This window comes from Spirosoma montaniterrae (assembly GCF_001988955.1).
Classification (GTDB): domain Bacteria; phylum Bacteroidota; class Bacteroidia; order Cytophagales; family Spirosomataceae; genus Spirosoma; species Spirosoma montaniterrae.
This window is the reverse complement of the sequence record NZ_CP014263.1, coordinates 1-16286: the sequence shown is the minus strand read 5'-3', so window position 1 is coordinate 16286 and position 16286 is coordinate 1. Positions and strand designations below refer to the sequence as shown.

Annotated in this window: 13 protein-coding genes; 3 read left to right on the top strand and 10 right to left on the bottom strand. The window is 54.1% G+C overall.

Going from position 1 to position 16286, the window contains the following annotated elements; translation table 11 throughout:
* Positions 1–22: 22 nt before the first annotated feature.
* From AWR27_RS00065 to AWR27_RS00055, 3 genes are all read right to left on the bottom strand, one after another.
* Positions 23–1249 (bottom strand): DUF4876 domain-containing protein, encoded by a 1227-nt coding sequence (locus AWR27_RS00065; RefSeq protein ID WP_077129314.1) that lies wholly within the window; start codon positions 1247–1249, stop codon positions 23–25.
* A 14-nt stretch (positions 1250–1263) separates the two neighbouring features.
* The gene (locus AWR27_RS00060; RefSeq protein WP_198045081.1) at positions 1264–3972 is read right to left on the bottom strand and encodes a TonB-dependent receptor; all 2709 of its coding nucleotides are present in this window, start codon (positions 3970–3972) and stop codon (positions 1264–1266) included.
* Positions 3973–4059: 87 nt separating this feature from the next.
* Positions 4060–5181 (bottom strand): CobW family GTP-binding protein, encoded by a 1122-nt coding sequence (locus AWR27_RS00055; protein WP_077129312.1) that lies wholly within the window; start codon positions 5179–5181, stop codon positions 4060–4062.
* A gap of 48 nt (positions 5182–5229) precedes the next feature.
* Here AWR27_RS00055 and AWR27_RS00050 point away from each other — a divergent pair, with 48 nt between their 5' ends.
* Positions 5230–5889, top strand: a complete 660-nt coding sequence (locus AWR27_RS00050; RefSeq protein ID WP_077129311.1) for a class I SAM-dependent methyltransferase — start codon at positions 5230–5232, stop codon at positions 5887–5889.
* On the opposite strand, the gene AWR27_RS00045 is transcribed toward AWR27_RS00050, so the two are convergent.
* The 5 genes from AWR27_RS00045 to AWR27_RS00025 all read right to left on the bottom strand — a co-directional run bounded on the left by AWR27_RS00045 (position 5863) and on the right by AWR27_RS00025 (position 11885).
* A complete protein-coding gene (locus AWR27_RS00045) occupies positions 5863–6783 on the bottom strand; it encodes an NAD(P)/FAD-dependent oxidoreductase (RefSeq protein ID WP_077129310.1) in 921 nt (306 codons plus the stop codon). The genes AWR27_RS00050 and AWR27_RS00045 overlap by 27 nt on opposite strands.
* A gap of 9 nt (positions 6784–6792) precedes the next feature.
* A complete protein-coding gene (locus AWR27_RS00040) occupies positions 6793–8199 on the bottom strand; it encodes a DUF3526 domain-containing protein (protein ID WP_077129309.1) in 1407 nt (468 codons plus the stop codon).
* A gap of 6 nt (positions 8200–8205) precedes the next feature.
* On the bottom strand, positions 8206–9627 hold the full coding sequence (locus AWR27_RS00035; RefSeq protein ID WP_077129308.1) for a DUF3526 domain-containing protein: 1422 nt from the start codon (positions 9625–9627) through the stop codon (positions 8206–8208).
* 7 nt (positions 9628–9634) lie between these two features.
* Complete coding sequence (locus tag AWR27_RS00030; RefSeq protein WP_077129307.1) at positions 9635–10336, bottom strand: ABC transporter ATP-binding protein; 702 nt, start codon at positions 10334–10336, stop codon at positions 9635–9637.
* 280 nt (positions 10337–10616) lie between these two features.
* Positions 10617–11885, bottom strand: a complete 1269-nt coding sequence (locus AWR27_RS00025; RefSeq protein ID WP_077129306.1) for a GTP-binding protein — start codon at positions 11883–11885, stop codon at positions 10617–10619.
* 104 nt (positions 11886–11989) lie between these two features.
* On the opposite strand from AWR27_RS00025, the gene AWR27_RS00020 reads away from it, so the two are divergent.
* Positions 11990–13036 (top strand): aminopeptidase, encoded by a 1047-nt coding sequence (locus AWR27_RS00020; RefSeq protein WP_077129305.1) that lies wholly within the window; start codon positions 11990–11992, stop codon positions 13034–13036.
* 27 nt (positions 13037–13063) lie between these two features.
* Positions 13064–13852, top strand: coding sequence for a DUF3108 domain-containing protein (locus tag AWR27_RS00015; protein WP_077129304.1), 789 nt, complete (start codon positions 13064–13066; stop codon positions 13850–13852).
* On the opposite strand, the gene AWR27_RS00010 is transcribed toward AWR27_RS00015, so the two are convergent.
* Positions 13764–14846 (bottom strand): GNAT family N-acetyltransferase, encoded by a 1083-nt coding sequence (locus AWR27_RS00010; protein WP_077129303.1) that lies wholly within the window; start codon positions 14844–14846, stop codon positions 13764–13766. The genes AWR27_RS00015 and AWR27_RS00010 overlap by 89 nt on opposite strands.
* 30 nt (positions 14847–14876) lie before the next feature.
* Complete coding sequence (dnaA, locus tag AWR27_RS00005) at positions 14877–16286, bottom strand: chromosomal replication initiator protein DnaA (RefSeq protein WP_077129302.1); 1410 nt, start codon at positions 16284–16286, stop codon at positions 14877–14879.

Below are 16286 nucleotides of genomic sequence, written 5' to 3'. Positions count from 1 at the left end.
ATCAGGTTAATAAAATTACCCCCTAAAACCCTTTCGGTGTGGGCGATGCAATTTTCTCGAAGTCGTTAGTTGAGTTATTGCTATCCTGCAAGACACGCCGACCGCCGATGGTTGTCGCTGTCTTTCGGCGGAAGCTTTGCCGGTTGTAGGTATCATCGGCAAACACAAACCCGGCGTCTAAAGCGGTTGGAATCCGCTTGAAATCGCGGCTGTTACCGTTTTGAAGAGCTTCAAACGCGTCGATCACTAAATTGCCCGGCACCCGGATACGCGGCTGAACGGTAGCGGCTGCACCGGGAATAGCGATGCGTTCGAGGGCGTCGACGTTATCGGTTCGGAAAATAATCAGGCCCGGCCCGAATACCGGCAGCAGCCAGTCGAAACCGCCCGTAAAATAGAGCCGTTCGAGGTTCGGTACGCCCGGCGCGTCGGCATCGCGCCCGTCGGGGCGTTCGTTAAACGTTTCCCAATCCGCCCCCGACAAATCGACGGGGCTGCTCGGGTTGAGGTCGGCGGCCCGGTGGTTCACGCCGTCCTGCGCGATAACGATACTGCGGCCCGGTGCCAGTGGCCGCTGCCGCCCGGTGCCGGGAATCCGCCACACACTGTTCACAAATACGTTTTGCTGAAAAATGCCCTGCGTTGCCGTACCCGAACTGAATTCGGTAGGCCGGTTGGTTGGGTTAATCAGCCCCGACACGCCGTAGGCATCGGCAATGCACAGCCCGTCCAGGAAAAGTGTATCGGTCGAGTTGTTATAGATTTCTACGAACTGATCGGAGAAATACGTGCCGTTGGCGGGTGTGCGCGAGCCGGTATAGTACACCTCTTTGATAACCAAACTACCCAGCGTTGACCCCGACAGGCGCAGGTCGATGGCAAGGGGATTCGGTGTTTCCAGAATGGCAACGGCATTTCGGGCTGCGTTCAGTTCTACGCGCTGACTAATGCCCGTGAGTGCGAGTGCTTCGGCTTCGGTCAACGAACGGCTGGCCGCTACGTTATAGTTACCCGGCAATACGTCGGCAAAAGTAGCCCGGCCCGACCCGTCGGTTACGGCGGTGGTGCTGCTGGCGTCGGCGGTGTTGGTCAGCGTAACGCGTACACCCGCTGCGTTGGGCTGATTATACGTAGCCGGGTAAGTTACGTTCACGTTGACCGTGACGGTCGGAATCGGGTCTTCGCGGTTGCAGGCCGTGAGGCATAAAACCAGAGCAAAGAAGCTAAGCAGTGTTGCTATACGTTTCATAGTCAATTAATTGTTTAAAAACTCAGGTTGATTTCGGCTCCAAAAAACAGCGGCTCGTTACGTCGGACAAACACCCCCGACTGCGGGTTAAGCGCAAGCGGACGATTGCCCGTTATGTTGTTGGCGAAGAACGAAAAGCCGTAGCCCTTCGCCCATTCTTTCGTGACGCGCAGGTTGAACAGATGCAGCGGTGGCGGCTGAAACGGCACCTCCAGCCGCACGTCGATAGCCCGGCGCAGGTCGGCAAATTCGGGCGACTGGCTCTGCTGGGGCGTCAGCATCGTGGTTTGTCCGCGCCGGTCAATATACCCAATGGCGTAGGGATTGAGCGGTTCACTGCGGTTTGTGTTGGTCCAGATTACCTGCCAAAGGCCCGAAATCACCAAACCCAATCGAGGAATCCGCTGAATCAGGCGCAGGCTGGTATTAAAAAACGACGCTGTACGGTTGGCGGCACTCTGGTAGATTGCTACCCGTTGCGGCACGTTCTGCGTGGCATAAGCCCGGTCGGCGTCGATCAAAATACCGTCGTCGAACGAGTTGGAGCGAATCCAGGCTCCGTTCAGTTGAAACGATGTGCGGATGCGCGGCCATTCGGGTGTGAGCAACGAGAATTCAACGCCCTCGTTCACGTATCGGCGGTTGGCAACGGGTTGGTCGTAGCCTACAAAAACCGTGTCAAAACGGGTGGGTTGGGGCGTCAGCACGGGCGGCTGGCCGGGGGGCGTGGCGGTGATGCCGTAGCGGGCAAGCGCGAAGGGCCGCACGAGCCGGTTGGTGCCAAACGCGCCCGTCGTGGTTTCCCGGAACGCCGTGATGGCACCCTGAAACTGTTGAATCTGCCCATCGAAGCCGATTTCCGCTTTTTGCGTGCGGAACGGTCGGACAATCTGCCCGTCGAGGTTGATGACCCGCGTTGTAATGAGCAGTAGCCGTTCGGCAGGGTTGTTGGCGAAGTAATTGACATTGACCAAATCGAAGAAGCGTGGGCCGGGATACAGCACGTCGAGCGTGGGTGCTTTCGCCATCTGCCCGTAGCCACCACGCAAAAACACCCCTGGCACCGTTTCAAGTGTCACGTTGATACGGGGCGACGGCACAAAGTCCAACCGACTGGTAAACAAGCCTGTAGGCTGCACATTATCGAAGCGAAACCCAGCCTGAATGGTGTATGACCGCGCCCCAATCCAACCCGACAGTTTATCTTCGACATAATACGAAAGCTGATGCAGCGCCGGGATGTCGCGGAACGAGCGGGGCCGTTCGCCTACGCCGTAGTTCTGCCGGGGTGGGCGCGTTGGGTCGAATATGCGGCCATCGCCCCGGTTCACATCCATTTGCCAGCTCATGCCTGCAATGATTGAGTGGGTCATTCCTAACCCGCCCGACAGCACCCAATTGGCTTCCCAATTGGTGTACGTGTTGATGGGCCGACCCGAAACCGTCAGGCGGCTCAGGTATTCAGCTTCGCCGTAGCGGCCCCGCATGGTTGTATCGCGCAGAGCGGTTGAGAGCGGAAACAAATCGCGCGTAATCAGTTCCTGCGTAAACGCTTCCTGATCGACGTAATTGATCCCAACAATCGCCCGCAGGCTTGTCAGCCAGGGTTGCCGGGGTCGCCAACGGGTCTCGAATGAGCCTTTTACACTCGATTCGCGGGCAAAACGCTGCCGCTGTGTGCGTTGGTCGCTGGGGTCTCGTCGCTGATCGTCTAAAGTTCGGTAGCCAGTCAGAATGGCTGTGGTTGTCAGGCCGGGCACCTGCCGTCGCCAGGAGAGCAACCCCGTCAGGCGGCTATATGAATTAACCCGGTCGCGGGGGTCATCCTGCGACCGTAGCACGTCTACATGTGTATTGAAAGTCTGCGTTTTCTGCTTATCGAGCCAGAAACCGCTTACGAAAGACGCCTGTAGCAGGGTCGGGTTAAGCCGAAGGCGCAGTTCGGGCCGGGTGGCTCCAACACGCGAATTGGTGATAATCATGCCCGATGTCAGATCGCCATATTTGGCCGACGGAATACCCCGCACCACCTCCACCGTCTCGATATTATCGGCCCCCATCTGCCGCAAATCGACACCCCGCCCAACCACGCTGGAAAAGGGCGCGAAACTGCCGGGAGCCGCATTCAAAATAGTCTGTACCGATTGCAGATTGGCGTTGTTGGAGACGGGCATACCATCCTGAATAACAGCCGTTCCGAGCGCGTTGGCGCGGGTAGCATCGGGGGTTGTAGGCACCTGCCGGAGCGTTACCTGCTGGGCGGCTCCGAGGTTCGGGTTGGTAGCCAACTGCCCCGGTACGAGCTGGAGTACGTCGGCCAAACTGGTGGGCTGTACGTGAATCAGTGCCGACTTGTCGATTACCGACGAGGAGCCAATTCGTTGTTCTTTGGCAACAACCGATACTTCGTTCAGGCCAAACGAGCGGTCTTCGAGCAACACCGTCAGGGTGGTATCACGGGTGGGTTGAACGTTGAGCGTCAGCGGTTGTTTTCCGAGCAGCGTAAACGTCAGAGCACGGGGGCGGTTGGCGGTCAGTTGCAGCGAAAAACGGCCCTCGTCGCCCGTATAGGCAGCTTCGTCGGTAGGTGGAGCCTGAACCAGCACCCCCGATAAAAGCTGTTGCGTAGCGGCATCGCGCACCACACCCGTCACCGTTACGCGCTGGGCTACGCTAACGGAGCAGAAGAGAACGAGTAGTCCGAAGAGAAAACGTGTCCGCAAGCAGTGGTGTATTTGCAACTAAGTTGCAAATATCGGAAAAAGATTGGCGGGGTGTATGCTGCGGCTTGTTTTTTCATCGACGAAACGTCAGGAAGGCAGTTTCGGGGTTGGCTGCAATGCTGCCGAATTGGTGATGTTCCAGGCCGACGGTTCGGGTTTGGCGTTTCGGATACACTGCTTCAGCAACTTCTCGAAACCCGCCGGTTTGAGCAACTTTCCAATGAACACCACGCGGCTAACACGCTCTTCATCGGGTTGCCACGCGGCTCCTTCGGTGATGGTCAGGGTTCGGCCAACCGACTGCACAATCCAGCGTTCGGCGCGGGTTTCGTCGTAAATAATGCCTTTGACCCGGTAAATACCCTGCCCCTGAAAAAGCAACAATGTGGTAAGCCGGTGGTACACCTGCGTCATATCGAACGACTCGCTGAACCGGAAGCTTAACGACACAATATCGCTGTGTTTGTGGTGGTGGTGCCGGTGCGGCATTACGCCCAGCGAGTTGGCTTTTGGAACGGCCTGCAACAGCGACGGACCGGGCGTAGCCGAGGGTTGCACAGGGCGCAGTTTGGTGATAGCTCCGGCATCGGCGGTTTCGCGCACTGCACGCATCAACTCGTCAATTGGGTAGGAGTCTTTATGTCCGAGAAACACTTGAGCAAATGGGTTCAGACCCCGTAACGTTTCCTGCACGGTGGCAAGGTATTCGGGCGAAACCCGGTCGGTTTTGTTAATCAGAATAACGTCGCTGAACGAAATCTGACCGATGGCCTCCTCCGTGTCACGAAGCTGATCCTCAACCAATTCGGCATCCACCAAGCAAATAACCCGCTTCAGCGTGAACTCGCGCTGTACCATTGGCACCATCAGAAACGGCACGGCCACGTTGGCAGGGTCGGCAATGCCAGTAGTTTCAATAATCAGCTCGTCAAACTGGTCGCGCCGGTCGTAGAACGCTTCCAGCACGTCGAGCAGGTCGTTGTTGAGTGAGCAGCACAGGCACCCGTTGCTCAGTTCGACCACGTCTACGTCGGGCCGCATCACTAAGCCGCCATCGATACCTTCTTCGCCATACTCATTTTCAATCAGGGCGAACCGGGTTTGGGGCCGGGCGGCCATCAGCGCATTGAGCAGGGTGGTTTTGCCCGCGCCCAGAAAGCCGGTCAGCAAGGTTACGTCTTTGGGCATGTTTTCCGATTTGTTGTGCATCTGCGCGAAATTAGCGTATATTGTTTGTCTCTGAAACAACCATTCCCTATGAACGAAGAACAACTCCGCGACGTAGCCAGCCAGCTTCGCCAGCCCCACGGCGATGCCGGCGTAGAAGTAGGTCAGCGTATGAACGTTGGCAACGAACTAATCTACCGACGGGCCATTCGCCAGTTGGCCGTTCAACCCAACGACCGTATTCTTGAACTTGGCCCCGGCAACGGTCTGTTTGCCCGCGATCTGGTCGGCGTTGCCCCGTCGGTGCGCTACACTGGCTGCGATTTTTCGGAGGTGATGATTGCACAAGCCAACCAGCTAAACGCCGATTTGGTGCAAAGCGGGCAGGTTAGATTTGTGTTTCGGTCGGGTGCTACCCTGCCGTTCGACGATGGTTCGTTTACTAAATTCCTAACAATCAACACGTTATATTTCTGGGAAGACCCAGCCGCTGAACTGGCCGAAATACAGCGCGTTCTGGTGCCGGGTGGGCATGTTGTGTTGGGCATCCGCCCCCGCAGTCTGATGGAACAAATGCCCTTTACGGCATTCGGCTTTACGCTTTACGACCCTGAGCAGGCTACCGAACTCCTGATTGCCAATGATTTTACAGTAACAAGCGTTGTGGTCGAACCCGAACCAGCCCAAACGTTTTTCGGTAAGTCGCTGGCTATGGAAACGGTATTAGTCTGCGCCCAAACGCTCGATTAGATCTTCCTCGATCAGTTCGCGGTTTACGAACGAACCGGCTTTCATACCGTTGGCAACTGCTACGCTCACGGCCCGCAAAGGGAAACTATTATCTCCGGCCACGTACAGCCCCGGCACGTTGGTTTGCCCAAATTCATTTGCCTGAATCAGTTTCATATCGTTGCTTTCGCAGCCAAGTTGTTCGGCTAATGGGTTTCGATGTGCAACCACCGGACGAACGAACAACGCGTCAACAGCCTGTGCAGAACCATCGGCCAGTTGCAGATGCTGCACCTGACCCTCTTGATGCACAACTGCCAGCACAGGCGATTCAGCAACGGGTACGTTTAGTTGTTGAAACAGCGTTTTTTGCTCTTGCGAGAACGTAGCCGGACCATTGGTAAACAGTGTTACCTGTTTCGACCATTGCTGAATCAGCCGCACCATCTCAACCGCCAGATCGCCATTGGCAAGTACTCCTATTCGCTGCCCGGCCACCTCGTAGCCATGACAATACGGACAGTGCAGTGCCGAAATACCCCAGCACTCGGCCAGTCCGTCAATAACAGGCAACTGATCAACAACGCCCGTTGCCAATAGCACCTTCCGGGCTTTGTATTGTCTGCCGCTCTGAGTCGTAACAACAAAGCCGCTGTTGATTCGGGCGGCTTCGGTAGCAAAATCATGAACAAATGAAACAGTTGGATACGCCAATACCTGCTCCCGCGCCCTGTCGGCAATCAGGGCGGGGGGCGTTCCATCATGCGTGATGAAGTTATGCGAATGCGGTGTTTGCCGATTACAGGGTTGCCCGGCATCAATAACCAGCACCTGCCGTAATGACCGGGCCAGTGTCAGTGCAGCACTCAATCCGGCATAGCTGCCGCCAATAATCAATACGTCTGTCGATTCCATAAAATAGTGTTACTTCAGCTTCCACCAGCCCAATCCAAACAGGATGACCGTTAGTAGCAGCAGTTTCAGCAAGCCTGGACCAACGGCAACATCAGGGGCTGCCGACCGAAACTGCCATACGGGAAATTGGGCATAGTCGGCGGCTGTGAGCCGTTGATTTTTAAAGTATTTTGGCACAAAGAAGCCATTCCAGAGACGGTGGAAATCGCGCACTTGCCCGATATAGGCGCGGTGGGCCGCTGCCGACGTACCGGCCAGTCCGTTGAAGAGTTCCTGGGCCGTAACGGCGGGCAGTACCCAACTCCAGTCCGAAACCGTAGCTTCGCGGGCAGCCACAGCCGCTTCGTACTGCCCAACTAATGGAGTCAGTATTTGATCGAGCTGGTCGTTACGGGCGTAATAGACCCGTAAATCAGGGGTACGCTTTATTGTATCGCGGGGAAAATAACGGTCTGGATAGCGGGCGTAGTACGGCTTGAGCACTACTGAGTCGGGCTGTTCCTGACCGTATTCATCGCGCACCAGATTCTCGAACGTACTGCGGTCGATGGGCTGGCGAACCGTCAGCACCTGATGCAATAGTGTCGGCAGGGCCAGTACCAGCACGAGCCAGCAGCCGAGCAGCATGAGCGCGTTAAATGCCGATGTTTTCTGAAACGATACCACCGCAAACACTACGCCCGCCCAGAACAGGCTGTACATTGCCGACACCACAAAAAAACGGGCTGTCAATGCACCATCTTCGCCTACATCGATGCCCAGCAACCCAATAGCCAGCCCCGTCATCAAAACCAGAAATCCCATCAGCAAACCCAGTCGAAGCACGAGTTTTGCCAGCACAATTTGCCGAAGCGTGATAGGCTGCGACCGCAGCAAGGCATACGTTCCCTGCTCTTTCTCGACCGATAAGAGATTGTACGACAGCGCAATTAGCAACAAAGGCAGTAAGAATATGACAACAAAGGCCCAATCGAAATGCCCGACTGCCAGTTTTTGCGGATTGGCAATTTCCTGCTGAAAAAGCTGCCGATAAATAGCCCGGCCCATTACATCGTGGTAATAGGGAAACAGGTCGCGCATACCGAGCGAGAGGGGCGTCAGGGCCGACGGTTCGTGCATGGTAGTACGGTATCCCTCCGGCACGTTCACGTCGTAGGGGCTGGTGGCTTTCTCCCATTTTTCGCGATTAGCCGCTACGGTTGGGTCGAGTTTGGCCCAGATCAGGAGCGAGTCGAGCCGGGCGCGTTCGTTTTGTTGCAGTTCGGTAATGGTAGCCTGCTGCCGTTCTACGAACGTTTTGCCGTAAAATAGCGCATAAACGCCCGCCAGCAGGGCTAACAGGCTCACGATAGTTAGCGACCGCCCGCGTTTCAGCAAACGCCAGTCGTTTCTGAGAAGTAGAAAAAAAGGGTGCATAAACTGCTAAAGAATAGCCACAGATTTTAAACTGCGCTGAATACCGCCCAACAATAGCCCGCTAAACAGCAGCAATGCTACCAGCGATACGCCATGCTGCCGCAATGCCCAGCCAACCGATGGCAACTGATACGTAAAAGCGGGCGTTTTTGCCCAGAAATCGCGGCTGACTTTCTTTTCCCAATCGCCGGTTTTCGAGAAGCGTATCATCTGGTTATTAAGTTGTTCGACCAGCGCGAATCGGTGCTGTTCGGCTTTATCTTTAAAATCCAGAAAATGCGCGTAATCGGACCCCGACAGCCCCATCGACAAATTCCGCACAGCTAAGTATGGGTTCACAAAACCCAGTACAGTTGCCAAACTGTTCTGTTTCTGAAACTGCTGCTGCAATGCGCCAAAATGCTTCTGATAGACCATGCTGGTGTATTTTTCACCCTCCTGCATCACAATACCGTCGAAGTTGACCGGCAACTGCGCTACAGAATCGACGCCATATTGGGCCAACACCTTCTTTTCCAGTTCTTTTGCCCGTGCATCAGACGGGTTATGCCCGTCGATACCTTTTTCTTCGTCTTCGTGAATCAGCCGTTGAAAGGCGTATTTCGATGGTACACTGAAGAGGCTTTCACCCAGATTAGCCGCAGCTTTTGGCAACAATACACAGGCTACAATCCAGACGCCAAGCAAGGTGAGCAAACTTGCCCGCGAACTGCTGCTACGAGCCGACACGTACACGCTTCCGGTAATAAACAATAGAAAATAAAGCGCGTAAATCAGCCCAAACAGCAGCAGCCGCAGCACCGTGTCGATGCTGGTCTGAAAACCCGTTTGGGCAAACAACAAGCCAGCCGCCAGCAGCAGCGCGGGGCCAAGCACTAACCCGGTCACCCGCGTCAAACCCAGCACTTTACCCCAGTATAAATCCGCGACGGATACACCCTGACTGGCTACTAATTTAAGGATGTGTTCGTCGCGCTCCTGCGTGAAAGCACTGAAACACAGAAAGATAATCAGCAGCGGAATCAGGAGTTGCAACACAAATGCTACGGTCATCTCACCGAATCGAATCAGTACGGTGGCATCTTCGGCCTGACTGAACTTTGCGTCGTTCTGGCGGTGTCCTTCCAGATATACGCTCGCTCCGGTGTACGTATCGAGACCAAAGTCCAGAAAACTCAGGTCAGATTTGGGACGGAATGCAAACGTGCCGTAGTGCGCTGCCGAGTGCGGATTTTTTTCGGGTTGCCCCAGCCACGCAGCCCGCGCCGACCGATTGGCCTGCCCGCGTTTTTCGGCCAGCATCCGGTAGTTCTGAAAGCCCGTCCAGACTGCTACGAGCAACAGCAACAGCACAACCCCACCGGCAACCCAAAAACGCCGGTCGCGCAGGGTAACAACGAACTCTTTGTGGGCAATGATATTTTTCATGGTTTGACTACACCGTTTGGAGGTAGATGGCTTCCAGTTCATTGGCCGTCATATCGGTAGCGGTCAGCGTTTCGACTAACCGCCCTTCGCGCATGATACCGATATGCGTAGCAACTTCCTTTGCCCGAAAAATATCATGCGTTGCCATCAGGATTGCCGTTCCCGAGTGCCGTAATTGCAGCAACAGGTCAGAAAATTCATTGGCGGCTTTAGGGTCCAGCCCGCTGGTGGGTTCGTCGAGAAGCAGCACAGTGGCCTGTTTGGCCAAAGCAATAGCAATGCCTACTTTTTGCCGCATCCCTTTCGAGTAGGTTTCTACCCTTCGGGCGTGGGCATCAGGTTGTAAACCGGCGCGGGTCAGCAGATCGCCCAACTCAGTCGATGCGTACCGACAACCGGCCAGCGACGCGAAGAAATCAAGATTTTCAAGCCCCGTCAGGTTCGGATACAACATAACGGTTTCGGGCAGGTACGCCAGCCGTTTTTTTGTTTCGAGCGGATGGGCGACAACGTCCAGACCGTCGATCAGAGCCTGTCCGCCCGTGGGTTTCAGAAAGCCCAGAAACAGATTAATCGTCGTGGTTTTGCCTGCGCCGTTCTGACCGAGCAGGCAGAAGATTTCGCCCGATGCCACAGTCATAGTCAGGTTATCGAGTGCCAGCGGGGCATTGGGCGCGTAGCGTTTGGAAAGATCGAGAGCTTGTAGCATGGCTAAAAAGGAGAAAGATTTTGGCCGGTGGGGAGTGCCTGACATTCAAGAAAGTACCCAACCACCAGATGATGCCCTCGGTCACTCTCCCACCCGCAACAAAAGATTTTTAGGGGTTATTACACAGAACTACACGGAGCAGATAGGGAAATACACGAAGAACGGCTTATTAAAACCTCTGCGTAGCTCTTTTTCCCCGGTGTATCTCTATGTAACATTTTTTTCTATTGTAATTACCCCCCATTCAATAGGTGTAAAAGTTATACGCCACTCCCTTATCTTATTCCCAAACCGGAAATGGGTCTTTAAACGTACCACCTGCTTCCATGTGCTTCAGTTCCAGTTCGGTACACAGACATTCCTGTAATTCGGCAGTAACCTGCGCTTCGCTCAAATCCTGCCCAATAATGACTAATTCGTTTTGCCGGTCGCCGAACCGTTTGTGCCAGCGGGCTTCAATGCGCTCGCGGTTTTCGAGAAACGCGCCGTATTGTGTGCGCTGACTAAACGGCATCGATGCCCACCAAACACCCGCCGACTCGGCCCGTAAGCTGCCCCCGGCCTGACTGAAATTCAGCGCATCATCCGGGCGCGATGCCAGCCAGAACAAGCCCTTGCTGCGGATAATACCCGCCGGAAAATTCTCGCTCAGGTAGTGCCAGAACCGCGCCGGATGAAACGGTCGGCGGTCGCGAAACACAAACGAGCCGATGCCGTATTCTTCGGTTTCGGGCGTGTGTCCGTTACCCGATTTCAGGTTCTGGAGTTCCTGAATCCAGCCCGCCGACTGCGACGCTTCGTCGAAATCGAACCGGCCCGTATTCAGAATTTCGCTCGGGTCAACTTTGCTGAACTGACTTTCGATAAGCCGGGCTTTGGGGTTCAGCTTTTGCAGAATGGCCTTTAGTTCACCCACCTGATGGCGGCTGAGCAGGTCGGTTTTGTTCAGGATAATCACGTCGGCAAACTCAATCTGATCGGTCAGCAGATTCACGATGGTACGTGTATCGCTGGGGTCGGGCGTTCCGGCGTTCCGGTTAAGTTCGCGGCTGTGTATGGTGTCGGTGCTGCCGAAATCTTTCGGGAAGTTGAACGCATCGACTACCGTCACCATCGTGTCGAGCCGGGCAAACCGCGACAGGTCGATACCGTTGGCTTCGTCAACGAAGCTGAACGTTTGCGCTACGGGCAGCGGCTCCGAAATGCCCGACGATTCGATGAGCAGGTAATCGAAACGGCCCTCCTGCGCCAGCTTCTCTACCTCAACCATCAGGTCTTCGCGCAGGGTGCAGCAAATACAGCCGTTGCTCATTTCAACCAGTTTTTCTTCCGTGCGTGAGAGGTTTCCCTCCTGCCGCACTAATTCGGCGTCGATATTTACCTCGCTCATGTCGTTCACAATTACGGCCACTTTCAGACCCTGTTTGTTATTGAGTACGTGATTGAGCAACGTCGTTTTACCTGCGCCCAGAAACCCGCTCAATACCGTAACCGGCAAACGCTGGGCAATGGACTTATTCCTGATTTCGTTCGTGAATGCAGTGGTCATACGGCAAATATACAGGTATTTACGTTAAATGCAACAATGTTGCATTTAACGTAATCAATTATTTTCCAACCCCTGAATAACTTTGCCATACTTATTTCCAACCGATGCGTAAAAAAATTGCTCTTGCTGTCGTAGGGGTGCTGGTGGTGTTGCTGGTCTGGCAATGGGAGTTGGTCAGTTACGGCCTGATGCAGGCACGGGGGCAGGTGCGAATTATGGTCAACAGCCGCCCCGTAGCCGAACTCATGGCCGACCCCAACTACCCCGATTCGCTGAAACAAAAACTGAAACTGATTGCCGAGATCAAACGCTTTGCCATCGACTCGCTCCGGCTCGACCCGTCGGGCAGTTACGAATCATTTTACGACCTACAGGGCAAGCCGCTGATGTGGGTGCTGGTGGGTGCCGAACGATTTCGGCTCGTGCCGGTTTCGTTTGAAGTGCCGATTTTGGGAACGTTTTCGTACAAGGGTTTTTTTGACGAAAGCCGACTCCGCGAAGCTGATTCATTGCTGCGTAAACAAGGCTACGACACGCGCATTAACGAGGTGGCAGCCTACTCGACGCTTGGTTTTCTGAACGACCCGATTTTGTCGAACATGCTCGACCGCAGCGAGGGTAGCCTGGCCGAATTGATTATTCACGAACTTACACACGGCACGTTGTTTGTTCGCGATAATCTGGAATACAACGAAAACGTAGCCGATTTTGTCGGCGAGTACGGAGCAGAGCGATTTCTGGCGCAGAAGTACGGGCGTGATTCGGAGCAATACCGAAACTACGTAGCTGGCAAAACCTTCTACGAACGCTACGACGAACACATTCTGCGCGGCACCCGGCTGCTCGACAGTTTGTATCAGTCGTTTAAACCTCAAACGCCAGTGGCAGTCAAAGATTCGTTGAAGTGGGAAACGATTGGGCAGATTGTTGCCACGTCGGACACGCTGACCGACGAACGGACACAGACCAGTATGCGTTTAGTAAATAAGCGACGGTTTAGCAAACTAAACCTACCCAATAATGCGTATTTTATTGGGTATCTTACCTACCGAAAGCAGCAAAACCGCTTTCGGCAGGAGTTTGAAAACCAGTTCAACAGTGATTTTGGGCGGTATCTGACCCATTTAAAACAAACTTATCCATCCTTGTAAAGAAGGCCCAGCCGTGGGCAATTGCGTATGAAAAAGTGGTTGATTGGTTTAGGTATTGCCTCGGTGCTGGCAACAGGCTTTACGGCTCTGAACACCTATCGGCGCGTTGCCAACACCAGCTTCGGGCCGGGCGAACATCTCGAATACCGCGTTCATTACGGCTTTCTGAATGCTGCCGAAGCTACTGTAGACGTTAGCCCTACGCTCTATAAAGTAAATGACCGACCCTGCTACCGCGTCAATGTCGATGGCCGCACGGTTGGCGCATTCGATCTGGTGACGCATGTCCGCGACACCTGGCGGTCTTACATCGACACGTCGGCTATTTTGCCGCAGAAGTTCTACACTAATTTGCAGGAGAACAAATATCGTAAGGAAGAAAACATTACGTTCAATCACGTATCGAACACGGCGAAAGCTGAAGAACGCGCCGAACGTAATACGTTCAAAGTGCCTGATAATGTGCATGATTTTATCAGCGGCTACTATTTTCTGCGTACCATCGACTTCCACAAACTGCCCACCGGGCAGGTGCTGGAAGTACCGGCTTTTTACGACGATACGGTGTATAACATGCGTGTTCGTTACCGGGGAAAGTCGGTTTTGAAGGTGAAAGAAGGCAAGATCAACGTGCTGAAACTTAACCCCATTTTGCCCCCCAACGGCATGTTCAAGTCGGAAGAGTCGATTCGGATTTTCGTGTCCGACGACGTGAACAAAGTACCAGTTAAGGTTGAAGTTGATCTCTGGGTTGGTTCAATGGTGATGGACCTGCGCCGGAATAATGGCCTGAAACAGCCGCTGCGGTATTTTTAAGCAACCACACCAGCCCGCGCTCAAGCCATGTCAGTCGGCTCCAGCGGGCTGTCCAGAATGGTTCTTCTGCCGCTCCGAAGCTCTGGTAAAAGGCTACGACCGAGGATTTATCGGGGCTTTCAAAATCGAATAACACTGGCCCACTCGCCTTTTCACGAATCATCTCATCAAGCAGCACGGTGCGGGCATTGCCCCGCCGACCGGCTTCAGACGCTGCGTTGAAGAGGTAGATAATCCGGTTGCCTTCCTGCACAAACAAGGCTCCGGCTTCAATCTGACCGTTGCGTTCGGCGTAACGTAAACGGCCCAGATTCCGGCTTTCCAATTCGCTAATCAGGTTTTGCAGGGTGGTGTAGGCCCACTCGCCCACTCCGCCGGGAATAGTATCGGCGTGATTTTCACGGAATAGTCTCAGCAACGGCCCCGCATCAACAGAATCAGTTAGCCGCCAGTTGGCAGCAATGCCCCGCCGAAGGTTGGTTCGGCGGTCGCGGCTGTAGCGTTTGTAAATGGTTTCGTAGGTCGCCGATAAATTAAGTACGTGCGTAGCGTGTTGCCGAACCACCTGAAAGCCCAGGTCAGGGGCTGGGTACTGCCGGAGGTTAATTTTTGCGCCGTACCGAAACCGCCTAAGCATTACGTCAAAAAACGGTGTTGGGTCGAGCGTTGCATCGCGACTGAAAACGGTCAGCATCTGGCAGAACAATGGCTGATACACGACCCATTTCCCCCAGCGTCGGCGCAGCGGCACGGGCATCACGGCCCTGTAGTTTCCCTGTTCGTCGGGCAAGACCAACCCTACCCACTTCCAGCCACGCGCCGACGTTACGGCATCGAGATACCATGAATAGCCATAAATAAGTCGCTGCGCCGACGCCATCACGCAGGCGTCCCAGGCAAGGGTGTCGATGCGGGAACGGGGGAAAAAAAATAGGTCTTTAATGTTGAATACCGAATGCTGAATATCGAATGTTGAAGTGCCGTCCGGTTCCATACTCCGCTATTCAACATTCAGTATTCAACATTACTTAAACATTCCCTTCAGCTTCTCCATCATTTCCCGTGTTTCGGGGTGTTTGGCAACAAGGTCGCTAATGCTTTGGATGGCATGAATAACGGTGCTGTGGTCGCGCCCGCCAAAATGATAGCCAATGGATTTAAGTGAAAGTTCGGTTTTCTCTTTCGCAAGATACATGGCAATCTGACGCGGGTGAACCAGCTCACGCTTGCGGCTTTTCGCTTTCAGGTCAGCCACGCTCACGCTGAAATAATCGGCTACAACCTCTTGCACCGAATCAATGGTTACGTCGCGTTCTGAGTCGACAACGATGTTGCGGAGCGTTTGCTTGGCTAATTCAAGGTCGATTTCGCGCCGGTTGAGCGATGCCTGCGCCATCAGGCTCACAATTACACCCTCCAGTTCGCGCACGTTCGTGTTTACGCTATGGGCGAGGTATTCGATTACGTTATCTTCGATATAAATGCCTTCGGCCTGTAGCTTCTTCTGGATGATGGCGATGCGTGTTTCCAGGTCAGGCGTCTGTAAATCAGCCGATAAACCCCACTTAAACCGCGAAAGCAGCCGGTCTTCCAACCCATCGAGCGCACGCGGAGCACGGTCCGACGTCATAATAATCTGCTTGCCCGACTGATGCAGGTGGTTGAAGATGTGAAAGAAAATCTCCTGCGTTTTTTCCTTTTTCTGCAAAAACTGCACGTCGTCGATCACCAGCACGTCGACCTGCATATAAAAGCTCGTAAAATCGCGAATACCGTCGGAGCGAATTGCATTCAGAAACTGATTCGTAAACTTCTCCGAGGTAACATACAGGACAAATTTATTCTGGTTATTATTCTTGATATAGTTGCCAATGGCCTGCACCAGATGCGTTTTACCCAGCCCTACACCCCCATAAATCATGAGTGGGTTGAATGAAGTCACGCCGGGCCGCTCTGCCACGGCATAACCCGCCGACCGCGCCAGCCGGTTACAATCGCCTTCGACATAATTATCGAAAGTATATGACGGATTAAGGTACGAATCGAGCGAGAGCGAATCGAGGTCTTTGAGCTGAAACGGACTTTTCAGAATATCGGGGCTAACGTTATCAGGCTTAGCGGTTTGGGGCGTCTTGGTAGTGGGCACATTCACGGTTAATGGCCGGTTTTGTGCATTACCGTTATCGACAATAATCGAGTACTCCAACTGCCCGTCGGGTCCGATGGCCGCGTCAAGAGCTTTGCGCAGTGCATGAACGAAATTGTCTTCGAGGAACTCATAAAAGAACTCGCTCGGCACCTGAATGGTCAGCACATTACCCGTAAGCCGGTGAGGCACAATGGGTTCAAACCACGTATTGAAGCTGTGTTCGGGTACAATTTCCCGGATAACGGACAAACAGCGTTTCCAAACTATCGCTACTTCGCGTTGCAT